Origin of the sequence: Dolomitihabitans soli (assembly GCF_022213955.1) — a bacterium.
GTDB lineage: Bacteria > Actinomycetota > Actinomycetes > Streptosporangiales > Streptosporangiaceae > Streptosporangium_A > Streptosporangium_A soli.
Window position 1 is genome coordinate 160,289 of record NZ_JAKNTW010000019.1, and the last position, 23,416, is coordinate 183,704.

Genomic DNA, 23,416 nt, shown 5'->3' on the forward strand with positions numbered 1-23,416 from the left:
GCCGACGCACTTGTATTGATCCCCGCAGATCGCCGACGCCTGCTCTTCCGGAACCACCAGCTCCAGCACCTTGTCGATGAGCACTCTCACGTCTTGCCTCCTCGTATGCCGATGTGACGGTTGCGATGATTGTCGATCCGGCCATTAGCGCGTGGTTGGCGCGGTGTTGACACGCCTTCCCCGACCTTGACGCCCAGGATCCCCGGGTCGGCCAGCGGGTTGCGGGTCACGCCCTGCATGACGCCGCCGGCCAGCGCGAGCGCGGCGCCGATGACCATCGCGAGCAGGGTGCGCGGTATCCGCTTGGTGACCGCCGCCTGTTCGAGGGAGCCGTCCGCGGCGCCGAGGGCGGCCCAGACGTCGGACCAGGCGACGTCGCGCGAGCCCAGGGCGACGGACGCCACCATGAGCGCGGCCGGCACCATGACCGCGATGAGCAGCCACAGGACCCGGACGCTCGCCGGACGCCGCACGAGGGCGGCGTCCGGCGGGCGGTCGGTGCCGACCGACGTCACTTGACCTTGTCCGCGGCCTCGGCGAGCGCCTTGACGTAGTCCTCCAGCACCCACGAGATCGACAGGGGGGTCGGGTTCGCGGCGGTGCCCAGCGGCTTGGTGTCGGGCAGCAGGTACACCGAGTCGCGCTCGACGGCGGGGATCTTCGACAGCAGCGGGTCCTTGCGGAGCTTCTCGATCAGCTCCCACTGCGCGTCGGTCAGATCCGAGGGGTAACGATCAGGGGCATCCGGCCACCCTGACGCCGTCGGCACCCATCGTCACGCCGCCACGCCGAACTGAATGATCTTCTCAAACACGCGCTTAGTCACTGAGCCGATCGGCGAGCTGTGCCAGGTAAAGGGACCTCGGCGCCAGGCCGGACTTGTTGGTCCCCTCCACGTAGCCGGCCTGGTGGTTGGTGTACCAGTTCTTCCCGGTGACGGCACCCGTAGTGCCGATGGCATAGTTCTGGGCGGTCGGCGGGGTCTGCACGCACACCTCCTTGCCGTTGCCGACCGTGCAGTTCCACGCCACACTATTCACCGAGGACCAGCCGTGCGACTCACCCTGGTCGCCGCGGTTGAATAGGCCCAGGACCCAGGCCTTGTCGCTCTGGCTCGACAGTTCCTTGATGTTGTCGTACAGCAGGCCCTGGCTCCACTTTTGGTGGCCGCCGGACTCGGCGTAGCCGTTCTCGTTGGTCCCGTTGAGCCATACGTTTCCCGAGCAGGTGCTTGCTCCCGAGGCGCCGAAGGCGTGCCGTGCGTAGGTGGATACGAGGTCGCGGAAGAGGACCTGCTGGGCCCGGTAATCGGCGCAGAAATTGGTGCGCTTTCCCCCAATGATCCGCGAGCATGGGTAGCCGGCTTCTACCGATTGGACCGTTACCCGGGTGCTGCGCTGCACATAGACGCCGGATATGGAGAACTGCACTAGCTTGCATTCCTTGACCCAGGCGTCCTCGGCCCGGCTGACGATGATGCAGCTTTGCGGATGATCCTCGCTGTAGGTCGACGGGTTTCCCATGTCGATGCGGAGGTTCTCGACGCCGACGTTGCGGACCAGCCCTGCCTGGTCCCAGACGTAGACGTAAGATTGGGACAGGGACCGCCGCAGATCGTTGAAGACGGGCGCATCGATGATGATGTCGTTGCCGACGATCTCCTTGATGCACCTGTTGTACATGATGGGCAACGTGCCAGGACTCCACGGGGCATCGTTCTTGACGCCCCCGTCGTTGACCGCGTCGGTCCACTCCTGGGTGTGCGGATGGCAGATGATGATGTTGTTGCCCACCTTGAGGTTGGTCGTTGAGGCCAGGGTGAGCCGGCGCTGACCCGTCTCAACCAGGCTGGAGGTGACGCCGGTTGTGGTGCCGGGCACCCGCGTGTCCCATTCTCCAGAGGTACCGCCGACCCAGAGAACCGTGCTCGCGTTCGCACCGGCGGTGCCGGTGATGACCGTGTTGGTCGACGGGTCGGCCCACCTGCCGGCTCCCCGCAGCACGACCCCGTCGCGCTTCATCTTGATCACGCCGCCGACGTTGTAATGACCGGCCTTGAGTAGCAGTGCCCCACGGAAGCCCTTGGAGTTGAGCGGCATCGCGCCGACCTCGTCGAGCGCGGCCTGGATGTGCGGGGTGTTGTCACCGCTGACCGGGCCGATCTCCTTGACGACGGGAACAGAGGGGATTGCCGCCTCGCCGTTGCGGTAGCCGGCCCAGCTGAAATCCGGGATCACTTTGCCCCGCGAATCCGCCTTGTAGACGAGCCGGCCGTCGCTACCCGGGTAGACGAGCTGGGAATGCCACGTGGCCGCGTGCGCGGCGTCGGGCGTCAGCACATCGTTGGCCAGGGACGCGGCCACTCCTGCGACTGCTGCGCTGCCCCCAAATCTCAGCAGGCTGCGTCGGGACAAAGCTGGGGGCACGATGAAATCTCCACAGGCTAGAGGGATTAATGAGCACGAGGGTAATGAGGAGGAGGCGACGGCAGCCGCCTCGGAATCGACGTACCAGACGTATTCGGTGCATACCACGTTCGGCACCGACCGCCATCCCCAAGCGCTCAGCAGCCACTATCGGACAAGGACCCTAGTGAGATGGGGTATGGCGGCGGTATGTTCTGATCCGCTGCGCGGGCCCCAGTCAGAGACGCCGGGGACCACGAGGGATACTGCCTGCCCACCATCGGATTCTTAAGCACCGCATCGACAGGTCGACGGCGCCCTTGAGAGGAACCGCTGGGGCGGCACCCCTGGCGTACGACTCGCAGGCGTGATCGCTGACCGCCGGGCTCGGAGGTCTCGACAGGCCATGTTGGTTAGGCTTACCTTATAATTCGGTTGGTGAATCCTTCTGAGATCCGTACGGTGGCGACCGAGGCCGAGCTCCGGGAGATCGTGAAAGAGCCGCCGCAGACCATCTGGGACAAGGACATCGCCCGGATCGACGAGCACGCGCGCACGATCATCGCGCACTCGCCGTTCGTGCTGCTGGCGACCTCGAACGCGGACGGGATCTGCGACGTCTCGCCCCGTGGGGACCCGGCCGGGTCGGTGCTGGTCCTTGACGACCACCGGCTGGTGCTCGCCGACCGGCCCGGCAACCACCGGCTCGACAGTCTCCGCAACGTGCTGCGCAACCCCCACGCCGGGCTGCTGTTCATCGTGCCGGGGATGAACGAGACACTGCGGGTGAACGGGCGTGCGACGCTCGTGTCGGACGCGCCGTTCTTCGACGACCTGGTGGTCCAGGGCAAGCGGCCGCGGCTGGCAGTGCTCATCGACGTCGAAGAGCTGTACATGCACTGTGCGAAGGCGTTCCTGCGCTCGTCCCTGTGGAAGCCCGAGACCTGGCCGGACCGCAAGAGCCTGCCCACGCTCGGACGGATCGCCAAGGACCAGATGGGCATCAAGGTTCCCGCGAAGGTGATCGACGCAGGGCTCGCCCTGGACGCCAAGATGAACCAGTACTGACTTCCGACCACGCCCGCGCCCTGCCTAGAGATCGGCCGTGTAGCGGTGTGGGGCGTTCCATTCGGGAGGTAGGCAGGGAGTCTGCCACGAAGGGTCTGGTTCGAAGTTCGTCCAGCGGCCGTCGAAAGGAGGCAGGCCCTGCCGGGCGATATCCGCCAGGGCCCGACCGTGGCCTCGGATCCGTTCGGCGTGGGCCGGCGTGAAAAGGCCTTGGTCGACGACGGTCGCGAGTTCGTCCTCGTCCTTCCACTCGACGGTTCGGTCAGGAAATATCATGACGTCGAGGACGCGGTCGGCCGTGTCGACGCCGTACAGGGAGCCTGGGGTCTCCCAGCGAACCTGGGGCGCCTCCAGGTTGCCGTACCACCCCCGGAAGGACCCGTCGTCGTGGAAGAACCATGAGACGGACCACTCCCGGCGGGCCGGGACGAAGCGGAGGATGCCGGGACCTCGCCAGTGGCCGTGTTCCTGGACGACCGGCACGCCGAAACGCTTGTCGATCTGCACATCGCGCAGATCGCCGCCGTCTTCCGGCACCGACCGGATCATCGGGGACCCAGGGGCGATCCACAGCGCCAGGCCCTCGGCCGAGTCGTCGACCACGGTGCCCACGTTGACGAAGCGGGCCCTGCCGCGCCGGCCGTACCGGTACAGCACGGTCGAGCCGGTCGGCCACCGGCGGTACTTCACGCTAGTGCCTCGACTTGTGCAGAAGGTAGCCGATTCCCCACGGGCGGATCACCAGTTCCATGGCGCTGTACCTTTCGACGGCGTCGGGCACGTTCGACGTTAGCGCCTGGGGCAGGGCGGGTTCCAAGGAAATCGAGTCGAGTGTCGGCACCGCGGTTATGTCGAAGCCCGTCTTCCGAAAGAGATCGGCGGCCGCGGTGACGGAGTAGTGGTCGGCGAGCGGATTGATATAGCGGTCCATGAAGCGGGCTCTCCGCTCATCGGCTCGTGTCCAGCCGGGGTCGTCGCTCTTCCACGCCTCCAGTTCGCGTTCCTCGTCGTCGTGCAGGAGCCGGTAGATCGGGCGTGTCAGTTCGAGGACGGCCAGCTTCTCTTCCCGCGTGGCGTCAGGCGGGGTCAGCAGACGGAGGAGTTCGCGCAACTGGGCGATCTCCACCCTGCCGTGTTCGGAGTAGAGCCAGACGTAGGCCGTCATCTCCTTGGCGCTCGCCGTATGGATGTTCCGCAGAGCGCTCATCGGGTCCGCCATGTGGTGGAGGACGCCCTGGCAGAAGACGAAGTCGAAGGTGTCGTCGTGCTCCGGCACGGCGGCTTCGAGGTCGTGGACCCGGAAACTGATGTTGGGAATGTCCTTGTGTCTCTTGCGGGCCACCTCGATGGAGGCCGTCGATCTGTCTACGGCGACGATCGACGCGTCGGGGAACTGCCGCGCCAGTTGCCGGGACATGGCGCCCGTGCCACACCCGGCGTCGAGAATGGTGCGCGGCGCCAGCGGCGCGAAGAACTGCCGTAGCTCCCTCTCGTAGAGGCCGCCGTGGTTTCCGTGCATGGGGTAGGGGTTCTCAACATAGAAGCTGGTCGTCATCGGGGAAGCCCTTCGCGAGCGTGCACCTTGCGGGCCCATCCGAATATGCGGAACCCGCCGAAGAGAAAGAGGGCCAGTTGCATGGCGAAGGCCAGCGTGAACGCGGTGGCCGTCGGCAGGCCCCACTGCCGGCCGGATTGCAGGACCACGCCAACGGTGAGGATCACGAGCAGGGCGGCCACGTACCCGCCGAGGTTCACCGTGGCGGCGGCCGTGGCCACCCGGGTCGAGGGATTGGAGGTGCGCGCGACGTCCATGCCGACCATGGTCGCCGGCCCGCACAGACCCAGCGCGAGCACCAGGACCACCAGCAGCGCGGCGGGGGCCCTGTCCGGCCAGGCCAGCAAGGTCGTCCACACCACGGCCACCACCGCGATCACCGAGGCGTTCAGGTGTACCCGCAACCTGGGATAGCGCGACGCGAGCTGGCCGAAGACCGGGCCCATCGCCATGTTCGCCATGATCAGCAAGGTGAGCAGGCTGCTCGCCGAGCCGGTGCTCAGGCCCTGCGCTCTGGTCAGGTACGGAAATCCCCACAGGGTCGAGAACGACACGAAGGAGAAGGAGGAGGTGATGACCATCCACATGCCCAACCGGGTGCCGGGCACCTGCCAGACGGTACGCAGCTCGCCACGTAGCTCGCGCAACGTCAGTCCGGCCTGACCCGCCTCCGCCGGATCCTTCGGCACCGCCGCGTACACCACGAGGGCGAGAACCGCCGTCGCGGCGCCGCTGCCCAGAAAGGTGGGGGTCCAGCCGATGCCGGTGAGTGCGAGCGACAGCGGCACGGTGCCGATCAGGCTTCCCGCCATGCCGATCACGGACACCAGTTGAACGAGCAAGGCCACCCGCTTCGGCGGGCACCACGCCACGATCAGGCGCAGCACACCCATGAACGTCAGCGCGTCCCCGCAACCCAGAACCCCCCTGGCGAGCACGCCCAGGGGAAAGCTCGTCACCAGGGCGAAGGCGATCTGTCCGCCGCCGACGAGCGCGATGGCCAGCAGGAGCGTACGGCGTGGCCCGAGCCGGTCAGCCGCCAGTCCAGCGGGCAACAGCAACACCGCGTAGGCCAGCAACTGGTACACCGCCAGCAGCGACAGCGCGCCCGGGCCGATGCCGAACCTCTCCTCGGCCAGGTCGGCCGCCACGGCCAGGCTGGTTCGATGGAACATCGCAGCCGCGTAGACGACGGCGCCCAGGCTCCACATGGCCCATCCGCGCGTCATGCCCTTCGCCACCGCTTGACGGAAGCGACCGTCAGCTCGGCTAAGGCGGCCATCAGCGCGCGGCCCTCGGTGCGAGTTCCCGGTAGGGCCGCATGTCCACGGTCGTCATCCCGGCATTCCGGGCCGCTTCCATGCCGATGTCGGTGTCTTCCAGCACCACGCAGGTAACCGGCGGCACCCGCAGGCGCCGCGCCGCGGCGAGGAACAGATCAGGCGCCGGCTTTCCGCGAGCCACGTCCTCACGGGTGACGATCGCGGCGAACAACTCCGCGAGCCCGTTCGCCCGCAGGAACGCGTTCGTGACGGGGCGGGTGCTTCCCGTGGCGACGGCTGACGGCAGCCGGCGATCGTGTGCCCATCTGGCCAGGGCCACGGTGGGGCCGATCGCCGGTGCCATCGCCGCCCGCTCGATCACGGCCTGCTCGCCGTACTCCTGAAACCGTTCGGGGGAGACGTTCTTCGGTAGCCGTCCGTGCTCGGTCAGCAGGCGCACCCAGTCGGTGAACGCGGTCCCCTCGGGAGGGCGGGGGACTCCATCGAGGTTCACTCCGTGTTCCGCGAGGATCGATGTCAGCGCGAGGCGATTGACCGATCGGGTGTCGATCAGTGTCCCGTCGAGGTCGAAGATCAGGCCGGTGATCTGGTCGGAAGGCAGGGGGAGTGGAAAGGGGACTGAGCCGGTTTCCATGGAGAGGGGGTTCTCCTATCGCTCGAAAGGACCGACGAAGCGAGGTTCCGGCACCAGGGCGATCCCGAACGTCTGGCGGACCCGGTGCGCGATGGTCTTGGCGGCCAGATCGATGTCGGCCGCGGTGGTGCCGTCCTCGGCGACCAGAGCGAGCGTGTGCTTGCGCGAGATGCGCGCGGTGCCGAATCTCTGACCGCGCTCGAATCCGGCGTGTTCGATGAGCCAGCCCGCGCTCGTGCGCGTGCGGGACTCCGGGCCGGACAGCACGGGAGGCTCGTGACCGGTAGCTGAGATCGCCCGCTGCGTGAACGGTTCCCAGGTGTGGGCGGGCACGACGGGATTGAGAAAGAAGGAGCCGGCTGATCGGCTCTCGGGGTCCGCGGAGATGACGACGTTACTGCCATGGCCCAGGATGAGAGGGGGTACGGTCGGCCCGCTGAGCGCGTATTCGGTGAAGTCCGCAACCTCACGGACCTCCAGTACTCGCCCAGCCGGCCCGCCGACGCCGAATGTGGTCAGGGGACCGAGTGGAATGCCCGTGGAGGTGCTCATAACTCGGCCAGCGCTCGGATGCCGGCGCGCAGCGCGGAAAGTCCTCGGCGTTCCCTGGAGTTGTGCACGGCGTTCGACAGCAGCACGGCGTAGGCCGGTCGGTGCTGGAAGACGAACAGGCTTCCGCCCGTGAATCCGTGGTGGTACATCGTTCTTCCGTCTTCGGACAGCAGCCAGGCCAGCCCTCGATGCTCGCCGCCGCCGCCGGCGTGCACGCGCGTGCTCTCCCGCACATAGCGGTCGAAGCCCTCGTCCCATCGGCGGTTGAGAATTCGCTGACAGAACGTGGCCAGATCGCGTGCGGTGGAGAACACTCCGGCATGCCCGGCGACACCGCCCATGTGACCCGCGTTCTCATCGTGGACGACCCCCCACAGGGGACGCGTGCCGCGAAGCTTCATCTCGGTCGGCGCCACCGTCGGCGAGGCCGGCAGCGGACCGTAACCGGTGTCCTCCATCGACCACGGCCGCCAAACCCGCTCCGTGACCAGAAGGTCGAGAGGGCGCTTGAACGTTCGCTCCAGAAGAAGCCCCAACAGAATGAAACCGCGATTGATGTAACGGTAGGAGGTCCCCGGGGGGCTCTCCAGCGGTTCCGACAGCAGAAGCGTCGCCAGCTCCTGCTCTGTGCCGATGTACCGGTCGAAACGGGTCGCCGGCATGAGACCGCTGGTGTGCGACAGGATCTGCCGGACGGTGACGCCGGAACCCGGCAGGGAAGGCTCGTCGAAATACGTGCCGACCGGCTCGTCGAGGTCGATCTCGTCCGTTTGTCCCACGGCCGCCCAGGTGGCGACGATTTTCGTCAGCGACGCTATGTCGAACCGCACGATTTCCGAGGGGGGCAGATCGACCCAGCCGGGGGCAATGGCGCCGCGCGTTATGGTCCGCGATTCTCCGGCGGCGCCCATGGTCACGACGGCGCCGGGTGTCCCCCCGTTTGCGACGAACTCGTCGAGCCGGGGCCCGATCGCTGCCGCAGCCTTGTCAAGCCAGTCACCGGTCATACACGCTACATCTCCGCTTCGGTTTCCGAATAAGAGACACGCGCCCCCAGGCCGGTCAACTTCCGCAGCAGAGAACTGTATCCGCGGTTGAGGTGGTAAATCCCGGATATGCGCGAGGTCCCTTCCGCGGTCAGCGCCGCCAACAATAGCGCGGTAACGCAGCGGATGTCGACTCCACTCACATCCGCCGCGGTCAGCTTGCGCGGACCGTTGATAATAAGACGGCGGCCGTCCTCGCCGACATCGGCCCCGAATGCGCGCAGCCCGTGCACGTGGGTGGCTCGTTGTGGATAGACGGCTTCCAACACTTCGCTCCGGCCACGCGCCCGGGTAAGCAGCGCGGTCATTTGCGGCTGCAGGTCGGTCGGAAATCCCGGATGCGGTCCGGTGGCGAAAACAACGGCGGTGATATCAGCCGTCGCGGATATCTCCAGTCCATCAGCGCTATCCCACATTTTTGTGCCGGATGCGCCCAATGTCTTGAGGAACGCGTGCGGGAAATCCGAGAGCCGGGCGTTCTCCAGCAGAATCCGTCCGCCGGTGATCGCGGCGGCGATGGCCAGCGTGCCGGCCTCCAGCCGGTCGACGGGGACTTCGTAGCCGGTGCTCCGGAGCGAGTCCGTGCCGACCACTTCGATGGTCCCGCCCTCGTGGACGACGATGTCGCCGCCGGCCTTGTTGAGGAATTCGATGGTGTGCATCACCTCCGGCTCGATGCTGGCGTCGGTCAGCGTCGAGGTGCCGTCGGCGGTCACCGCGAGAACGCTCGTTCGTACAAATCCGGGTCGGCAGTCAGCAGTGCCCCGCCCTCGCCGGCCGCGATGATTTTCGCCTGGTCGGTTGCTGCGCGACCTGCATTCCGCCACGGCCACCTTCCGGCCGGGACAGGACGCCGCGTGGCAGGACTGGTGGATGCATCGCGACGGCCCTGATTCGGTCATCGGGCACTGCGACGCGGGCCCGTGGCACACCGTCGTCCGCGACGGCATGCCCATCGCCTTCATCGACTGGACGGTCGCCGGGCGCCGGGCCCGTCGACCGTCTTGACGAGATCGCCGCCTGCGCGTGGTGGCACGCTCAGCTCCGCGACGACGTCGAGGGAGGTCAGGAGCTACCGGCCGCTCCGGTTCGTGCCGCGAAGCTGGGACTGTTCGTCGACGGATACGAGCTGACCGCGGCCTTGCGGGACGCGCTGGTCGATCGAATGATCGAATTCGCGATCCGCGATTGCGCCGCCGAGGCGATCGAAGCAGGCGTCACCCCTCAGTCACGCGACCCGGCGCCGCTGTGGGGCTTGGCCTGGCGGGCACGGGCGGCGGCCTGGATGATCAATCATCGAACGTCGCTGGAGCGGGCCGTCCGAGGATAACGGCAGTTTTGGCGGGGGAGGCCGCTATGCCTCCGGCCCCTGCCCGCGGTCCCCGTCCTCACGCGGGGAGTCCCACGCGTCTCCCCAGGAGATGTTCCGCGCCCTTCGGTAGGCGTCGCTGTTGCGCTTCGACACGATCTCGTCGGTCAGGCCGTCGTCACGAGTGCAGAGCTGCAGGGAGACGAGCCCTTTGCGCTTCTGGGGGTGGCGGATCACCCGGTCGGGGCGGTCCGGCCATGCTTGGGTCGAAGCTGCGACATACGAGTATTTTTCATCCTCGAAACCCAGCATGCCGGTCTTGATCTGCCGGTGCAGGGAGCTCCGGTTGAGCCGTACCGAGAAGTGACACCAGTCCTTGCCACGCGGGATCGGGCAGGCCCCGTCGTGCGGGCACGGCGCGACGACCGACAGCCCTTCGCCGATCAGCACATCACGTGCCGCGATGATGCGCTCATAGCCCGCGGGCGTGCCGGGCTCGATCAGCACCACCATGGACGTGTCCGCCGCCAGCGATCGGACGACGCCGTCTCGTACGGCCGGCGGCAACTCGCCCAGCACGTACGACATGGTGACAAGGTCGCTGGGACCCTTCAGAACCTTGTTGCCGATGGTCGCCCTGCTCCAGGTCGCGGTCCGCACCACGGGGGAGACGGCCTGTCGTGCCAGCCGTCCCCCGAGCGCCGCCGCCATCGGCGCCTGCTCCAGGACCTTCACCTCTTTCAGCGAAGGCCAGATCTCGGCGGCCGCCCATACGGCCGCACCGGTTCCACCGCCCACGTCGATGTGCGTCTGAGGGGCGAACGTGGGGGCCAGCGCGGCCGTATGGCGCAACGCCGTGTGGACGGCCGCATAAGTGGCCGGCATTCGATAAGCAGCATAAGCCGCGACGTCGATTTCGGAGCCCAGGACGATATCGGCCGAATCAAAGCCCTCGCGATATTGCTGGATCAGCCGCCGGGTGGCCTGCGTCATATCGTTCACCGAAAAGCGCGCAAGGGCACTCTCCAGAGCGTCGTTGAGATCGTCGGGCAGGCTCACCATGGCAGACATGATGCCGGTAGGCCGATGATCTGTCCAAACGGCGTACCCGCGGCTCTCCCGGCACATCCGACCATGGCCATCGCCCGGCCGCCGAACCCCGCCTTGCCTGGTCGCAGCGCCGCCGACAACACCGCAGCCGAGCCGACGCCGGCCACTACAGAAAGCGCCGACTCTGACATAGCAAAAGTGCGCATGATGTGAAATGCGGTGCTTACAATGATCGACCTGCCCGCCGACCGGGACTCGGAGCTTTCGCTTGAACCCTTCTCCACCAGTGAGCATGTCTGACCTGCTGCGTGAGCACCTGTTCTCGGATGACCTGGTGCGGATTGTCCTGAGTGGCCCGCAACCCCACGACGAAGAGCCGTGGTCGCGCATCGTCATGCGGCCCGTGCTGCTTTCTGGCCGCAGATCCCTCCAGATCCAGCGCTACGACGCGAAGCATTGCGACACCGTCAACGCCGACTCGATCGCGCACCCGGCTGTTGCGGCGGTGTTGAGTTCCTCTTTCCGCCATCTGACTGTGCAGCTCGCCGACCGTCGAATCCAGACACGGCGCACCAAACGCGGCAAGCTTCTCTCGGTGGTCACACCGGAGACCGCCGATGCCGAACTGTCCCACGACCGGAAGAAGAAGCGATTGATTCCGGAGAACGCAGATTTCCTGGCGGTTCTCGGGATGACCCGCAAAGGGCAGGTGCGCGCGGAGCAGCAGCGTAAATACCGGCAGATCAACGAGTTCGTCAGAGCCGTCGCCGAGTCGTCTGGTTCCGAGTGGATCAAGGCCGAGCCGATCCGCCTGGTTGATTTCGGCTGCGGCAATGCCTACCTGACCTTCGCGACCTTCCATTACCTCGCCGTCGACCGCGGGCTCAGGTGCGAGATGATCGGTATCGACCGTGACTCCGATGCCATCGCCAGAAATCGGGCCCGGGCCCGGGAGTTAGGGTTGTCGGGTCTCAGGTTCGAGCACGCGAGCATTCCTGAGGCGCGACTTCCCGACACCATCAGCATCGCTCTCGCCCTGCACGCGTGTGACACGGCGACCGATGAGGCGATCGCCCGGGCTGTCGCCTGCCGGGCAGATCTCATTCTCGTGGCTCCATGCTGCCATCACCACATTCACCGACAACTGTCTCGAACATCCGCACCCGCCGGGGTCCAGACCGCGATGCGGAGTGATGTCCTCCGGGCCCGGCTCGGCGATGTGCTCACCGAGAGCTTTCCCGATACCCCGGCTGGCGCCGACGATCACCACGGTGGTGGGCTGGTCCATGCTGTCTCCCCTGCAGTCAGTTCAAGAAGGCCGGACGATCCAGTAGAAATTTACAGCTGTACGGCGGTGACCGGCGTGCGAGGCTTTCTCCGGTCTGCTGGTGACGACATTTACGGCGGCCGATGCCGGACACGTGGGAATTGTTTCTCGCTCGATTTCATTCCTTTTCAGGCACTGTTCTGAAAAGCCGCGAGCGGTCTGTGCACTTGATCTTCAACGATAGGCGTACGGCCTGCATCCGTCGCGCCCCTTGATTGTGTGACAGCGACACGGAGGCGATCTCAGCGAAAATGGGATCTCCTGGATGCCGGCAGGCCGGTTTTCCCGGGCGGGTGCCGGGCCACACGCCTGCTCGCGGGCGCTGCGGCACGCCGTACAGGGACCCGGATGCTGTTGTCAGGCCATGTAGGGCAGTTGCTTCGGCTCCACGCGGCCGAGCAGGGGCATGCCGTTGAGGAAGCGGCTGACTTCGGCGACGGCGAACTCGCCGAGGCGGCGCAGTTCCCGTCCCTGGGCGCCGGCCAGGTGCGGGGTGACCAGGACGTTGGGCAGGGCCAGGAGCGGGTGGCCGGGAGGCAGCGGCTCGGGGACATCATCATGTTCACGAACCTGTCGCTGCCGCACGCCGCCGAGTTCGTCCAGGTACGCTGCGCCGACCTCTCGGAGTACGTCGGCGGGGACGCGGTCAAGGAGTACCCGAACCTCGCCAACATCCCGACCTCCGCCTGGCAGGGCATGGGCAGGATCGGCGGCAAGATCTACGGGATCCCGCTGGAGCGGCCGAGGCCGGGCACTATCCCGACAGCCTCACCGTCGGCTCGACCGACATGCAGAGCTACTTCCACAACGGCACGGTCGCCTCGATCAGCGACGGCTTCGGCTCGGTGAACCTGTCCACCCTGACCAAGATCGACGGCCGGTTCGACCTCTGCCGGGCCATACCGACGTGGCCAAGGCCGTCTACGACTGGCAGAAGGCGAGCCTGCCCAAGAGCGTCGGCGACCCTGCCAACGGCCTGCGCTCGGCCACCCAGGTGAGCAAGGGCGCCCAGCTGGGGCAGATCATCGGAGACGGCATCGCGGCGATCACGTTCGGGCGCAAGCCGCTGTCGGCGTGGCCGGACGTCGTCGCCCAGTGGCGCCAGGCCGGCGGTGACCAGGTCGCGGCTGAACTGGCCAAGGAGCACGCGGCCAACCAATGACCTTGTACGTGCTTCTGAGTCAAACGCTTCCCTGATGGACACACATCATGATCTGCAGATCAAGCGCGTAGCGACAGGCTGAAGAGGCGGTTAACAGGTAAGCGTTTCCACGAGGCGAGACGCCCTACTGGCCGGCGCCTCTGAGGGGGCGGACCGAGTCGCGGACGATGATGTGCGTGCCGAGCATGACGTGCTCGCTCATCCCCGACTTGTCCTGACGCCGTTCGAGCGCCAGCCGTACGGCGGTGCGGCCGAGCTCCTCATGGGGCACGTGCACGGTGGTGAGGTCGATGTCGGCGGCCGAGGGCAGGTCGTCGAAGCCGACGAGCGAGATGTCGTCGGGGACCCGCAGGCCGTGCTCGCGCAGGGCCTGGCGGGCGCCGGCCGCGATGAGGTCGTTGCCGGCGAAGACGGCGGTGAAGTCGGGCGGCCCGGATTCGAGCCGCTGGCGAATCATCCGATAGCCCTCGCTGCGCTCCATCTTGCCGTCGACCTCCAGGCCGGGGTCGTGGGGCTGATGGAAGTCGGCGAGGGCGTTGCGGTAGCCGGCGACGCGGGCGCCCGGCGTGGTGTAGCCGTCGCGGCGGCCGAGGAACAGGATGCGGCGGTGGCCGGCCGACAGAAGGTGGCTGGTGATGGCGTAGGCGCCGCCGGTGTTGTCGTACTCGATGACCAGGGCGGGCACGTCGGGGCCGAGAGCGGGGCGGCCGCACAGGACGAGCTGGGAGCCGGCCGCCGCCAGCGCGCGGGCGTACTCGCCCATGCGTTCGCGGTAGGCCTCGTCGTTGACGACGTTGCCCACGAGGATGACGCACTCGGCGTGCTCCTGCCGCATGAGCTGGACCGTGGCGAGCTCGCGTTCCGGGCCGCCGTTGGTGGTGCCGATGATGCAGAGCTTGCCTTCGAGCGCGGCCTGGGTCTGCACGCCCTGCGCGACGTGGGCGTAGTGGGGGGAGACCACGGAGGTGACGATGATGGCCACGCTGCGGCTGCTCGCGCCGGCCAGGCCGCGGGCATTGGCGTTGGCCACGTAGTCGAGCTCACGCACGGCCCGCATGACCTTGCTGCGGGTGGCGGGCGCGCTGGGGTAGGTGCCGGACAGGATCCGGGAGACCGTGGCCACGGACACCCCCGCGTGCGCGGCCACGTCGCGGATCGTCGCCGGCCGCTCCCCGTCGTCGGACGACGCACGCCGGACCATCCCACCTCCACTGATGCAATCTGCTGGTAAACCGCTTACGCATGATAGTTCTGCCTGGGTGAGACGGCGTCAACTTGCCGACCCGTTCCGTCGGATGAGATCTCCCGCCCAAAAACGGCTTTCCACCAGGCTTCCTGCGCAAACGTATCCATCGAGAAGGCAGGGCCCTTGACAGGCCATACATGTCATGCGGCTATCGGCGCTTAGTAAACGTTTGAACATGTGGTCGTCTCATCGCGTTACGCCAACCCAACAGGGAGCCCCCATGGCGATGATGTCCCGACGCAACCTTCTCCTGAGCGCGGCCGCGGTCGGCGCCGCCGGACGGCTCGGCTGGAGCGCCGCCGCACCCGCGCTGGCCGAGGACGGGCGGGCCATCGGCCCGCTGGAGGACGGCGTCCAGCTCGAATGGCTGGAGGGCGGCCGCTTCCTGTGGTCGGTGAACATGGGCTAGTGGAGGTGCTGTGCGGTGGCCAGCAGGTCGCGCACGGTGACGACGAGTCCGTCCATGGTGTGCTCGAACGCCTCGTCCACGGTCATCAGGGGAGCGGCGGCGACCGCTTCGCGCAGGTGCGGAACGGCGAGGCCGGGGTGCGCCTGCAGCCAGAGCGGCGGGACGGGAGTGTGCCGCATGACCGGCTCGCCCTGGTCCTGGCGGTAGTCCACGAGCAGGACGAACGCGAAGACGCGTAGCGCGAGATCGCGGTGCACGATCTGGGCCTCGGCGATGCCCAGCCCGATGGTGCGCAGCATGCCCAGGAAGGCGTCGGTGTGGGTAAGGCGGTCCTGGTGGATCGCGAGGTCGTCGATCTGCTCGTCCATCGACACCAGCAGGGCGCGTGGATAGCGCCGGTAGACGGTGCGCAGCGCGGCGCCGTACTCGCGGATGCTGTGTTCCCAGTCCGCGGGGTCCGGCCGCGGGGCCGGCCATTGCTCGATGAACAGCTGAACCGCGCGGGCCACGATCTCGCTGCGGTCATCGACGTAGTTGTAGAGGGCTCGCACCGTCACGCCGAGATGCTCGGCGAGTAGCCGCATGGTCACCGCCGGGAAGCCGTGGACGCCGGCGAGGTCGAGCATCGTCTGGGCGATGAGGTCCCTGGTCAGCGTCGGCCGGCCGTTGCGTGTGAGCGGCCGCCGGCGGCGGCGTGGGCTGTCGGTGCCGGTGACGTCGGCCTTGTCGGGATCGTGGGGCACCGTCCGAGCATAGCCGCCGTTAAACTTCACACACCGTTGACTTTAGTGGTCGGTGTGCGCCACCCTTCCTTAGGTGAGCCTTACCAACACGCATCTCCCCGGATTTCTCCGATGATCCCGACGGCCGTTCGGGGTCGCGCGATTCTCGGCCTGGTCATCGCCGGCACCGCGCTGGTCGTGATCGACATGACGATCGTGACCGTCGGCCTGCCCGCGATCCAGGCCGGCCTCGGCGGAACACTCGCGAGCATCCAGTGGGTGCTCATCGGATACGTGATCACCATGGGTGCGGTGACCCAGGTCGCGGGAAGCCTCTCCGACCGGATCGGCCGGCGACGCATGTACCTGCTCGGCATCGCCCTGTTCACCGCCGCGTCGATCGTCTGCGGTGCGGCGCCGACCATCGTGGTACTCGATCTCGCCCGCGCCGTACAGGGCATCGGCGGTGCCATCTTGATGGTCAACGCGCTGCCCCTGCTCTCTCAGCACCTGGAGGGGGAGCGGCGCAACATGGCCATCTCCACCTGGGGCAGCGCGGCGACCGCGGCCAGCCTGATCGCCCCGCTGCTGGGCGGCACCCTCGTCGACACGCTGGGCTGGCGCGCGATCTTCCTGATCAACGTGCCGATCGGTGTCGCGGCCTTCGTGATCTGCCTGCGCGTCCTGCCCGCCGACACCTCCCCCCGGGCCTCTCACGGCCGGATCGACTGGGCGGGCACCGCGCTGCTGATCGCCTCACTCGCCCTGGCCAACCTGGCGCTGCTTCGCGGCGAGGACCAAGGCTGGGGATCGGCTGCGACGCTGACGCAGTTCACGGTCGCGGTCGTCCTGCTCGCCGCCTTCCTCCTGCTCCAATCCCGGGTCGGTGCGCCCACCTTGGACATCGCCCTGTTCCGCAAACCCGCCTTCACCGGCGCCGCCCTGGCGGTCTTCATCTCCCGCGTCCTGACCGTCGGCGGCACGGTCTACTTCGTGCAGTACTTCCAGGGGTCGTTGCACCTGAACCCCACGCAGAGCGGCCTGCTGCTGACACCAGTCTTCGTCGCCCAGATGGCAGCGGGCATGCTCGGCGGCAAACTCCTGAGCCGATTCGCCCCCGGATATGTCATCGCCGGCGGCTACGCCTGCAAAGCGGTCGGCGCCGCCTTGCTGGCACTGGCCTTCACCCCGGCCGTCTCACCGTGGCTGCTGACCATCCCCCTGATCATCTGGGGGATCGGCGGCGGCATCGCCGGCGCACCGGTGATGGCCGTCGCCATGAACGTCACCGACAAAGAACGCGCCGGCATGGTCGCCGGAATGATCACCAGCCTGGCGTCCATCGGAGCCGGCATCGGCACCGCCGTCCTCGGCGCCGTCTACACCACCCGCATCGCCGACATCGTCGCCGCCGGACCACCCCTGCCCGCCGCATCGCGCGAGGCCGTCCTCACCGCCGCCGCCACCGGCGACGTCCAACGCGTCCTCGACCTCACCCCCGCCACCGCCCGCGCCACCATCGAAGACCTCCTCGGCAACGCCATCGCCTCCGGCGCATCCGCCGTCCTCTACAGCTCCGCAGTCCTGGCCATCATCACCATCGCACTCGTGCTGACCCTCATCAGCAAACGCAACCTCCCGCAGCCCGGGGCAGGCAGGCAGTAGGCCGGCGCACACCAACGATCAACGCCACCCGCGCTCGGCCCTCAACGTCGCAAGGCCGCTACTCGTTGATCCAGCCGAGCTCGACTGCCCACTCGTGCGTCATGGCTTCGGCCGCGGGCAGCGTGAGGAACGAAACGGCATACAGAGCAACGAGGAGCCCGATCGGAACGGCCCAAGCGCGAGCACGGGTTTCCGGCGGACCGGCCCCATCCTGTCCAGCCTCGGCAGGGCGGTCCCGGCGGAGCCGCGTCTCCGGGAGCCGACGGTCGGCAGGCCTCAGCGCCCACGACGCGATGGCGCACGTCCCGAACACCAGCGGCACTCCCCACGTCTGAAGACCGTCGCCGACTATCAGATGCGACGCCACGGCACTCGACCACAGGAAAAAGGTACCCACGTACGCCCATTCCTTGATCAGCGGGAGCCTGGGCGCGATGATCGCGATGGCCGCACCGGCCTGCCACACGGCTAGAATATAGGCGAAGAAGGGTGGGTATCCCAGGTGTCGCAACTGGGCTTCCACCCATTCGATCGGCACAAGGTTCCACACCGATCCAGCAGCCAACTCGGCGACGATTACAAACGTGGTGACCCAAAAGGCGACGGGGCGGATCCGGCTCCGGTTCCAGCCGCTTCGTGCGACGGTGGCCGGCTTGTCGGCCGTCGCGTGCTGGAAGGTTGTGGTCGTTCGAGTTTGCATCTCAGCCTTCTCGTCGAATCGATCTGGAATGGTCATGAGATTCTCCTGGCGTTTGTGAGCGGCTTCGGTTCGAAGTCGCAGGCGGCAATTGATTCCACAATGGAGTGGCCAGCCGGGGCCGAGGGCCGCTGAACACGACTTTCGCCCGCATGCTGGGGTTCGGGCGTGGACATGGCGAGGCCTTTCCTTCTCGACATCAGCGGTTCTTGAGGCTTTGCGACCTGACGGAGTGGCCGCCGCGGGGGCGATAACGTGTCCCGCCGCGGGTTTTCGACGGCGATCCGCATACCTGCCGGGGGGTAGTTTCCTGCGTGCTGGATGGTGTCTCGCCAGTCCGACAACACAGCACCGCGGAATGTGAGGCGACGGGCCGACCTCACAGTTCACTGCGCTGTCTTGTCGAACCAGCGAGAGCAGACCCGAACCAAGGGAGTCAGTGCACGATGGCCAGGACACCATGACCACCCCATCCGAGCCGGGAGACGGCCGGCTCGGTCCGGGCCTGGCCGCGATCATGGGGGAGCGGCGTCAGCTGATCAATCTCGCGTACCGGCTCCTCGGCTCCCTGGCCGACGCCGAAGATGTCGTCCAGGAGGCCTACGCCCGCTGGTGCACCATGTCCCGGCAGCAGCAGGACGCCATCGCATCCCCCGGCGCCTGGTTGACCACGGTCGCCGGCCGCCTCTGCCTCAACGTGCTCTCCTCGGCACGGGCCCGGCGAGAGACCTATGTGGGCGAGTGGATCCCCGAGCCGCTACCCGAACCCACGGAGTGGATCAGCGGGCGACCGGACGGCATCACCGTCGACCCGGCCGACCGGATCACCCTCGACGAGTCGGTCACCATGGCCTTCCTCGTCGTGCTCGAGTCGATGACCCCGGCCGAGCGCGTCGCGTTCGTCCTGCACGACGTCTTCCGGTATTCCTTCGCCGAAGTGGCCGAGATCGTCGGCCGTACGCCGGCGGCCTGTCGTCAACTGGCCTCCTCGGCCCGCCGTCGCATCCGTGCCGTGCAGGCGCCTGCGACCCCGGCGGCTCGGCAGGCCCGGATCGTCAGCGACTTCAAGCAGGCCTGGGAAGCCAAGGACATCGCCGCCCTCATCGCCCTGCTCGACCCCGCCGCCACGGCGATCGCCGACGGCGGCGGCGTCGCCGGCGCCGTGCTCCGCCCGGTCGAAGGTGCCGAGCAGATCGTGCGCTCCCTGGTCCATCTCGAAGACAGGCTCCGCGACCTGACGTTCCTGGAGCGTACGGTCAACGGCCGGCCCGGCCTGATCGCCCAGCAAGACGGCGTCACCGTATCGGTGTACGCGTTCGAGGTCGCAGGCGACCGGATCAAGCACATCTGGGCGATACGCAACCCCGACAAGCTCCGGCCGTGGACGGTGAGCCCGCAGCACTAGGAACAGCGAGTCGCGCCTTCCACGGTGAGCGGGCATCCGCGACGACGGCTACCCGGTCCCTACGCGGCCGGCGCAAGCACCTCCTGGGTTCACCGAGCTCGCGATAAACCGAAGAATCCACCGTAGATACGACGGAACACAGATCTGGGAAGAACGGAACGCAATGCCGGCAGCAGCCGAGCCCGCGGTCCGACGCGATAGACGTGGCGCATCTTCCGAGATTCGACGGCATGCACGATGGCCTGGGCGAGAGGTTCAGGTGAGTGGCCGTCGAGCTGGAGTTGCCGGAAGCGGTCGATGACCCGCGTTCGCCCGGGTTCGTAGGCGCGGATCGGCTTGCCCGTGCTCATGGTGTCCACCGCCCCCGTGCGCACGCTGGTGGCCTCTATACACGTCACTTCTATGCCGAAGGGCTCGACCTCGTAGCGTAATGCGTCAGCGTAGTGGTTGAGGGCGGCCTTGCTCGCGGAATAGAGGGAGTGGAAGGGAATGGCGGCGACGGCGGCGCTGGAGCTCATCAGAACCAGCCGCCCTCTGCCTTGTTCGCGCATGGTCGCCAGGCTCGCGCGCACCACGCGGTGGACTCCAATGAAATAGGTCTCCAATTGAGCGATGGCGAGCTCGTCCGACGTTTCCTCAGCAGCGCCCGCCACATAAGCGCCCGCGCAGTAGATGACCACATCAATGCGGTTCGTCGACTTCAGGACGTGCTGAATAGCCGAATTGACCGAGTGCTCGCTGCCGACTTCGAGCTCGACCGGAGTAATACCCGGGCTGTTCACGCGAAGCCGCGTACGGCTCGAACCGAATACGGCGTGGCCTCTTTTCGCCAAAGCCTCGGCAGTCGCGCGACCCACCCCCGACGAAGCGCCTACGACAAGGGCTACCATTTGATCCTTATCGACATTCACGCACTGACCTTTGCAGGAATCTCACCAAGGGAGCAACGTTTTTCAGGCCTGCCTGAAATTCCGCGTAAGATGAAGTATGCGCCGAGCACCGGGAGACGTACGCTTCCACCTGAGCAGCGACGATCTGGCGAATGTCCGGGTACGCGGGCCACTGGGTCCCCTGGCGGAGACCATGTTCGCCATGTGCGCGCTGCACCGGCCCGACCACGGGGCGGTCCAGGGTGAATGGCGACGCCGCTCGCTGCGGAGCCTGAGCCCGGCCGGCGCGTGCGTCATGCGGTTCCTCACGCCCGCCAGCCGGATCCCCTTCGATCTGGCAGCCCTGGCCGGGCACACGCCCGACATCGACGAGGCCCTGGACACGGTGCGGACGGCGCCGGACCATTGGGTGCGCGAGGAACTCGAAGCGCTGCCGAACCGGCACATCCTTCCCGCGCCCGTACGGGGCCTCGCCGACAACGACCGCCAGGCACGCCTCGCGCTGATGGCGGCGGTACGCGCCTGCCACCAGGCGACCGTGGCGCCGTACTGGGACCGGATTCACACTCACCTGCATGCCGAAACGGTTCATGCCGCCATGCGGCTGGCCACGGACGGCCTCTCCGGCCTGTTGGAGCGACAGCGGACGCGCGGACGGTGGCGGCCGCCCTACCTCGATGTCCCGTTACCCAGGCAGGGACAGGACGTTCACCTGGGCGGACGCGGCCTGGACATCTACGTGTCGGTGTTCTCCCACGATCTGAGCATGCTGATCCCCGCCGATCAGCACAGCTCCTTCACCCTGGTGCTGCCGACGTCTCCCGATCCCGGTACGGCGCTGGCCCTGTGGACGTCGCCGCAAGGGTCGGCCCATCGCCGACTGGCCGCACTGCTCGGCCCAACGAGGGCCGCGGTGCTGGAAGCCATCGCCGAAGGCCGTGGCACCGGCCAGATCGCCCGCCACCTGAGCATCTCTTCGGCCAGCGCCAGTCAGCACGCCACCGTGCTACGGGAGGCCGGTCTGATCGCCACCAGCCGTCACCGCAACACCGTCCTCCACACCCTCACACCCCTCGGCACCATGCTGCTCAATGGCAGGACGATGCAACGGAGCGATGGCGACCCTTCGGCAACGCGCTGAGCTCGGCGGTCTCGAGCGTTTGTCCGATGCCAAAGGTCATGTTCGGGATTCTCTCTCCAGCATGGCGGCGAAAGGGGCGCGTGAAGGAGACGGCCCTGGGCAGCCAGAGACGTCGGCGCTCCAGCTCCCGTTGTCGGCGGGAGATCAGTTCGAGTTTGGCTCGCCACCCCCTCCGGCCCGGGGGCGGGCAGCTCTGACCTCATCAACCGCAGTTGAGGACCACGGCCATGTTCTGCCATTTCGGACATGACACAATCTCTGCCATGCCGAACCGGACGCTGGCCCTGGCCGCTGTACTCACGCTCGCAGCGGGATGCGGGGTGCTGCCGATGAAGGAAGCCGCACCCCCGCCCACCACCACCGCGCCGACGTCGAGTGCCCCGGCCACCAGCGCTCCGCCCGCCACCGCCACCGCCACGGCATCGGGTCAAGACACCCGGCCGGCCCTGGCCGAAACCCGCAGCACCATGACCGAGAACCTCAAGGTCGAGGTCGTCGGCCTCAACCGTGTCAAGGGCAAGCACCTCATCGCCCAGATCCGGCTGTCCAACACCGGCACCGAGAAGAACCTGTCCTGGGCCGGCGAGATGGGCGATCCTACCCGCCCCCTCGGCGAGATCAAGTGGGCTTCCGGCATCGGCGTCCTCGACGCGCAGGCCCGCACCTGGCTCCTGCCGTACAAACCCGCCCAGTCCCCCTGCCTCTGCAGCGACCAGGACCGCGACGGCCTCGGCTACTTCATCGACCCCGGCCAGTCGATCATCGTCTACGCGGTGTTGCCCGCACCGTCGGGCAACCCTGCGACGACCACCGTCGTCACCCCCGTGGGCCCGCCGATGCTCAACGTGCCCATCAGCGACGAAGCTCCGACCGGTGACTTTCCCGACCCCGATGCCGAGCCCGTCACCCCGGTCACCCGCCGTCTCATCCTCCCCTCCGAGTCCCTGGACAAATCGGAGGAGACCGCCGACGACGGCAAGGACCTGCAGGTCAACCTCTCCTCCGACGTGCTGTTCGCGGTGGACAAGGCCACCCTCACTCCCAAAGCCAAGTCGATCATGGCCCGCACGGCCAAGCTCATCGACGCCTCCCCCGCCACAGTGGTGACGGTGGCGGGCCACGCCGACTCCTCCGGCAACGACGCCATCAACGACCCACTGTCGCTGCGCCGCGCCCAGGCGGTGCATCGCGCCCTGTCGGCGCTGCTGTCCCGGGACGGGGTCCGCTTCGAGGCCGAGGGGTACGGCTCGCGCCGCCCGCTGTACGACAACGACAGCGATGAGGGCAAGCGCCGCAACCGCCGAGTCACGGTGACCTTCCCCAAACCTCAGCCCGCCGCCCAGGAACCGGTGGCCACGACCTCTCCCGGCGCGACCGGCCTGACCGGCACCACCAAGGCGGACGGCCAGCCCATCGCCATGGAGGTCACGGGCCTGCGCCGGCTGCCCGGCGGTCTCGGCCTGCTCACTTACAAGATCACCAATGAGGGATCGGCCGAGACCTGGTTCAACGACCTTCACCGCGCCCAGGACTGGGAGGCGTACAAGTACCAGGCCGCAAGCAACGTCCGCGTGACCGATGTCGCCGCCCGCCGCCAGTACCTGCCCGGCCGCCTGGAGGTCCCCACCGACGACGGCGTGGACCTCTACTGCGCATGCACAGACGTCTCCGGCGTCCGCATCAGCACCGAGAAGTTCGCACCGGGCCAGACCCGCGAGTTCTGGAACCTCTTCGCCCTGCCCGACACCGCCGACACCCTCAAGGTCCAGATCGGCCCGTTCCGCGATCTCCAGGTCCCCATCCAGTAACACCATTTCACCGACGGACTGAACATCGCCGACCTCGGCACC

General features: G+C 67.4%; 26 protein-coding genes. 10 read left to right on the forward strand and 16 right to left on the reverse strand.

Annotated elements, in window-relative coordinates; genetic code table 11:
• Positions 1-86 precede the first annotated feature (86 nt).
• From MBA17_RS30940 to MBA17_RS30950, 3 genes are read right to left on the reverse strand one after another with little or no spacing between them, the layout of a single operon-like run.
• The gene (locus tag MBA17_RS30940; protein WP_455432891.1) at positions 87-515 is read right to left on the reverse strand and encodes an iron chelate uptake ABC transporter family permease subunit; all 429 of its coding nucleotides are present in this window, start codon (positions 513-515) and stop codon (positions 87-89) included.
• Positions 512-769, reverse strand: coding sequence for a substrate-binding domain-containing protein (locus MBA17_RS30945; RefSeq protein WP_238500278.1), 258 nt, complete (start codon positions 767-769; stop codon positions 512-514). Before MBA17_RS30945 ends, MBA17_RS30940 begins: the two co-directional genes overlap by 4 nt.
• A gap of 49 nt (positions 770-818) precedes the next feature.
• Entirely contained in the window at positions 819-2,363 is a 1,545-nt protein-coding gene (locus tag MBA17_RS30950) for a hypothetical protein (protein ID WP_238500279.1), read from the reverse strand.
• A gap of 480 nt (positions 2,364-2,843) precedes the next feature.
• Here MBA17_RS30950 and MBA17_RS30955 point away from each other — a divergent pair, with 480 nt between their 5' ends.
• Positions 2,844-3,473: a pyridoxamine 5'-phosphate oxidase family protein gene (locus MBA17_RS30955; RefSeq protein WP_238500280.1), complete on the forward strand. Its 630-nt coding sequence runs from the start codon at positions 2,844-2,846 to the stop codon at positions 3,471-3,473.
• 24 nt (positions 3,474-3,497) lie between these two features.
• On the opposite strand, the gene MBA17_RS30960 is transcribed toward MBA17_RS30955, so the two are convergent.
• Genes MBA17_RS30960 through MBA17_RS30990 form a run of 7 tightly spaced genes read right to left on the reverse strand, consistent with a single transcriptional unit; the run spans position 3,498 to position 9,259 of the window.
• The gene (locus MBA17_RS30960) at positions 3,498-4,163 is read right to left on the reverse strand and encodes a DUF402 domain-containing protein (RefSeq protein ID WP_238500281.1); all 666 of its coding nucleotides are present in this window, start codon (positions 4,161-4,163) and stop codon (positions 3,498-3,500) included.
• 1 nt (position 4,164) lies between these two features.
• Complete coding sequence (locus MBA17_RS30965) at positions 4,165-5,028, reverse strand: class I SAM-dependent methyltransferase (RefSeq protein ID WP_238500282.1); 864 nt, start codon at positions 5,026-5,028, stop codon at positions 4,165-4,167.
• On the reverse strand, positions 5,025-6,257 hold the full coding sequence (locus tag MBA17_RS30970; protein WP_238500283.1) for an MFS transporter: 1,233 nt from the start codon (positions 6,255-6,257) through the stop codon (positions 5,025-5,027). The genes MBA17_RS30965 and MBA17_RS30970 overlap by 4 nt, the downstream gene beginning before the upstream one ends.
• A gap of 52 nt (positions 6,258-6,309) precedes the next feature.
• Positions 6,310-6,945, reverse strand: a complete 636-nt coding sequence (locus tag MBA17_RS30975) for an HAD family hydrolase (protein ID WP_238500284.1) — start codon at positions 6,943-6,945, stop codon at positions 6,310-6,312.
• 15 nt (positions 6,946-6,960) lie between these two features.
• A complete protein-coding gene (locus MBA17_RS30980; RefSeq protein ID WP_238500285.1) occupies positions 6,961-7,497 on the reverse strand; it encodes a hypothetical protein in 537 nt (178 codons plus the stop codon).
• Positions 7,494-8,504 carry a serine hydrolase domain-containing protein gene (locus tag MBA17_RS30985; protein WP_238500286.1) on the reverse strand — a complete coding sequence of 337 codons (1,011 nt, stop codon included), beginning with the start codon at positions 8,502-8,504 and terminating at the stop codon, positions 7,494-7,496. The genes MBA17_RS30980 and MBA17_RS30985 overlap by 4 nt, the downstream gene beginning before the upstream one ends.
• 5 nt (positions 8,505-8,509) lie before the next feature.
• On the reverse strand, positions 8,510-9,259 hold the full coding sequence (locus tag MBA17_RS30990) for a hypothetical protein (RefSeq protein ID WP_238500287.1): 750 nt from the start codon (positions 9,257-9,259) through the stop codon (positions 8,510-8,512).
• A gap of 85 nt (positions 9,260-9,344) precedes the next feature.
• Between MBA17_RS30990 and MBA17_RS30995 the strand changes: the two genes are divergently transcribed.
• Both MBA17_RS30995 and MBA17_RS31000 read left to right on the forward strand, forming a co-directional pair.
• Positions 9,345-9,551, forward strand: a complete 207-nt coding sequence (locus MBA17_RS30995; protein WP_238500288.1) for a hypothetical protein — start codon at positions 9,345-9,347, stop codon at positions 9,549-9,551.
• 157 nt (positions 9,552-9,708) lie between these two features.
• On the forward strand, positions 9,709-9,873 hold the full coding sequence (locus MBA17_RS31000) for a hypothetical protein (protein WP_238500289.1): 165 nt from the start codon (positions 9,709-9,711) through the stop codon (positions 9,871-9,873).
• Positions 9,874-9,897: 24 nt separating this feature from the next.
• Here MBA17_RS31000 and MBA17_RS31005 read toward each other — a convergent pair whose 3' ends face one another.
• Complete coding sequence (locus MBA17_RS31005) at positions 9,898-10,914, reverse strand: small ribosomal subunit Rsm22 family protein (protein ID WP_238500290.1); 1,017 nt, start codon at positions 10,912-10,914, stop codon at positions 9,898-9,900.
• A gap of 280 nt (positions 10,915-11,194) precedes the next feature.
• Here MBA17_RS31005 and MBA17_RS31010 point away from each other — a divergent pair, with 280 nt between their 5' ends.
• Positions 11,195-12,373 (forward strand): class I SAM-dependent methyltransferase, encoded by a 1,179-nt coding sequence (locus MBA17_RS31010; protein WP_238500291.1) that lies wholly within the window; start codon positions 11,195-11,197, stop codon positions 12,371-12,373.
• Between the two features lie 213 nt (positions 12,374-12,586).
• Here the strand turns inward: MBA17_RS31010 and MBA17_RS31015 are convergent, their stop codons facing one another.
• Positions 12,587-12,814: a Rossmann-fold NAD(P)-binding domain-containing protein gene (locus MBA17_RS31015; protein WP_238500292.1), complete on the reverse strand. Its 228-nt coding sequence runs from the start codon at positions 12,812-12,814 to the stop codon at positions 12,587-12,589.
• 322 nt (positions 12,815-13,136) lie between these two features.
• Here MBA17_RS31015 and MBA17_RS31020 point away from each other — a divergent pair, with 322 nt between their 5' ends.
• Positions 13,137-13,391, forward strand: coding sequence for a type 2 periplasmic-binding domain-containing protein (locus MBA17_RS31020; protein ID WP_238500293.1), 255 nt, complete (start codon positions 13,137-13,139; stop codon positions 13,389-13,391).
• A 124-nt stretch (positions 13,392-13,515) separates the two neighbouring features.
• Here the strand turns inward: MBA17_RS31020 and MBA17_RS31025 are convergent, their stop codons facing one another.
• Positions 13,516-14,592, reverse strand: coding sequence for a LacI family DNA-binding transcriptional regulator (locus MBA17_RS31025; protein ID WP_238500294.1), 1,077 nt, complete (start codon positions 14,590-14,592; stop codon positions 13,516-13,518).
• A gap of 265 nt (positions 14,593-14,857) precedes the next feature.
• Here MBA17_RS31025 and MBA17_RS31030 point away from each other — a divergent pair, with 265 nt between their 5' ends.
• Positions 14,858-15,046 (forward strand): hypothetical protein, encoded by a 189-nt coding sequence (locus tag MBA17_RS31030; RefSeq protein WP_238500295.1) that lies wholly within the window; start codon positions 14,858-14,860, stop codon positions 15,044-15,046.
• Here the strand turns inward: MBA17_RS31030 and MBA17_RS31035 are convergent.
• A complete protein-coding gene (locus tag MBA17_RS31035; protein WP_238500296.1) occupies positions 15,043-15,789 on the reverse strand; it encodes a TetR/AcrR family transcriptional regulator in 747 nt (248 codons plus the stop codon). The two genes, MBA17_RS31030 and MBA17_RS31035, sit on opposite strands and share 4 nt — an antisense overlap.
• A gap of 111 nt (positions 15,790-15,900) precedes the next feature.
• On the opposite strand from MBA17_RS31035, the gene MBA17_RS31040 reads away from it, so the two are divergent.
• Positions 15,901-17,433 (forward strand): MFS transporter, encoded by a 1,533-nt coding sequence (locus MBA17_RS31040; RefSeq protein ID WP_238500297.1) that lies wholly within the window; start codon positions 15,901-15,903, stop codon positions 17,431-17,433.
• 58 nt (positions 17,434-17,491) lie between these two features.
• Here the strand turns inward: MBA17_RS31040 and MBA17_RS31045 are convergent, their stop codons facing one another.
• Positions 17,492-18,169, reverse strand: a complete 678-nt coding sequence (locus MBA17_RS31045; RefSeq protein ID WP_238500298.1) for a DoxX family protein — start codon at positions 18,167-18,169, stop codon at positions 17,492-17,494.
• 421 nt (positions 18,170-18,590) lie between these two features.
• On the opposite strand from MBA17_RS31045, the gene sigJ reads away from it, so the two are divergent.
• Positions 18,591-19,535, forward strand: a complete 945-nt coding sequence (sigJ, locus tag MBA17_RS31050) for an RNA polymerase sigma factor SigJ (protein WP_238500299.1) — start codon at positions 18,591-18,593, stop codon at positions 19,533-19,535.
• Positions 19,536-19,624: 89 nt separating this feature from the next.
• Here sigJ and MBA17_RS31055 read toward each other — a convergent pair whose 3' ends face one another.
• Positions 19,625-20,446 carry an SDR family oxidoreductase gene (locus MBA17_RS31055; RefSeq protein ID WP_238500300.1) on the reverse strand — a complete coding sequence of 274 codons (822 nt, stop codon included), beginning with the start codon at positions 20,444-20,446 and terminating at the stop codon, positions 19,625-19,627.
• 76 nt (positions 20,447-20,522) lie between these two features.
• Here MBA17_RS31055 and MBA17_RS31060 point away from each other — a divergent pair, with 76 nt between their 5' ends.
• Positions 20,523-21,566 carry an ArsR/SmtB family transcription factor gene (locus MBA17_RS31060; protein ID WP_238500301.1) on the forward strand — a complete coding sequence of 348 codons (1,044 nt, stop codon included), beginning with the start codon at positions 20,523-20,525 and terminating at the stop codon, positions 21,564-21,566.
• A 263-nt stretch (positions 21,567-21,829) separates the two neighbouring features.
• Positions 21,830-23,374, forward strand: a complete 1,545-nt coding sequence (locus MBA17_RS31065; RefSeq protein ID WP_238500302.1) for an OmpA family protein — start codon at positions 21,830-21,832, stop codon at positions 23,372-23,374.
• Positions 23,375-23,416 lie beyond the last annotated feature (42 nt).

What these genes read in the sequence shown, in the direction of transcription:
- MBA17_RS30965 (WP_238500282.1), bottom strand. Translation starts at nt 5,028, where the DNA reads ATGACGACCAGCTTCTATGTTGAGAACCCCTACCCCATGCACGGAAAC.
- MBA17_RS30970 (WP_238500283.1), bottom strand. Translation starts at nt 6,257, where the DNA reads ATGACGCGCGGATGGGCCATGTGGAGCCTGGGCGCCGTCGTCTACGCG.
- MBA17_RS30975 (WP_238500284.1), bottom strand. Translation starts at nt 6,945, where the DNA reads ATGGAAACCGGCTCAGTCCCCTTTCCACTCCCCCTGCCTTCCGACCAG.
- MBA17_RS30980 (WP_238500285.1), bottom strand. Translation starts at nt 7,497, where the DNA reads ATGAGCACCTCCACGGGCATTCCACTCGGTCCCCTGACCACATTCGGC.
- MBA17_RS30985 (WP_238500286.1), bottom strand. Translation starts at nt 8,504, where the DNA reads ATGACCGGTGACTGGCTTGACAAGGCTGCGGCAGCGATCGGGCCCCGG.
- MBA17_RS31000 (WP_238500289.1), top strand. Translation starts at nt 9,709, where the DNA reads ATGATCGAATTCGCGATCCGCGATTGCGCCGCCGAGGCGATCGAAGCA.
- MBA17_RS31005 (WP_238500290.1), bottom strand. Translation starts at nt 10,914, where the DNA reads ATGGTGAGCCTGCCCGACGATCTCAACGACGCTCTGGAGAGTGCCCTT.
- MBA17_RS31010 (WP_238500291.1), top strand. Translation starts at nt 11,195, where the DNA reads ATGTCTGACCTGCTGCGTGAGCACCTGTTCTCGGATGACCTGGTGCGG.
- MBA17_RS31025 (WP_238500294.1), bottom strand. Translation starts at nt 14,592, where the DNA reads ATGGTCCGGCGTGCGTCGTCCGACGACGGGGAGCGGCCGGCGACGATC.
- MBA17_RS31030 (WP_238500295.1), top strand. Translation starts at nt 14,858, where the DNA reads ATGGCGATGATGTCCCGACGCAACCTTCTCCTGAGCGCGGCCGCGGTC.
- MBA17_RS31040 (WP_238500297.1), top strand. Translation starts at nt 15,901, where the DNA reads ATGATCCCGACGGCCGTTCGGGGTCGCGCGATTCTCGGCCTGGTCATC.
- MBA17_RS31045 (WP_238500298.1), bottom strand. Translation starts at nt 18,169, where the DNA reads ATGACCATTCCAGATCGATTCGACGAGAAGGCTGAGATGCAAACTCGA.
- sigJ (WP_238500299.1), top strand. Translation starts at nt 18,591, where the DNA reads ATGACCACCCCATCCGAGCCGGGAGACGGCCGGCTCGGTCCGGGCCTG.
- MBA17_RS31060 (WP_238500301.1), top strand. Translation starts at nt 20,523, where the DNA reads ATGCGCCGAGCACCGGGAGACGTACGCTTCCACCTGAGCAGCGACGAT.
- MBA17_RS31065 (WP_238500302.1), top strand. Translation starts at nt 21,830, where the DNA reads ATGCCGAACCGGACGCTGGCCCTGGCCGCTGTACTCACGCTCGCAGCG.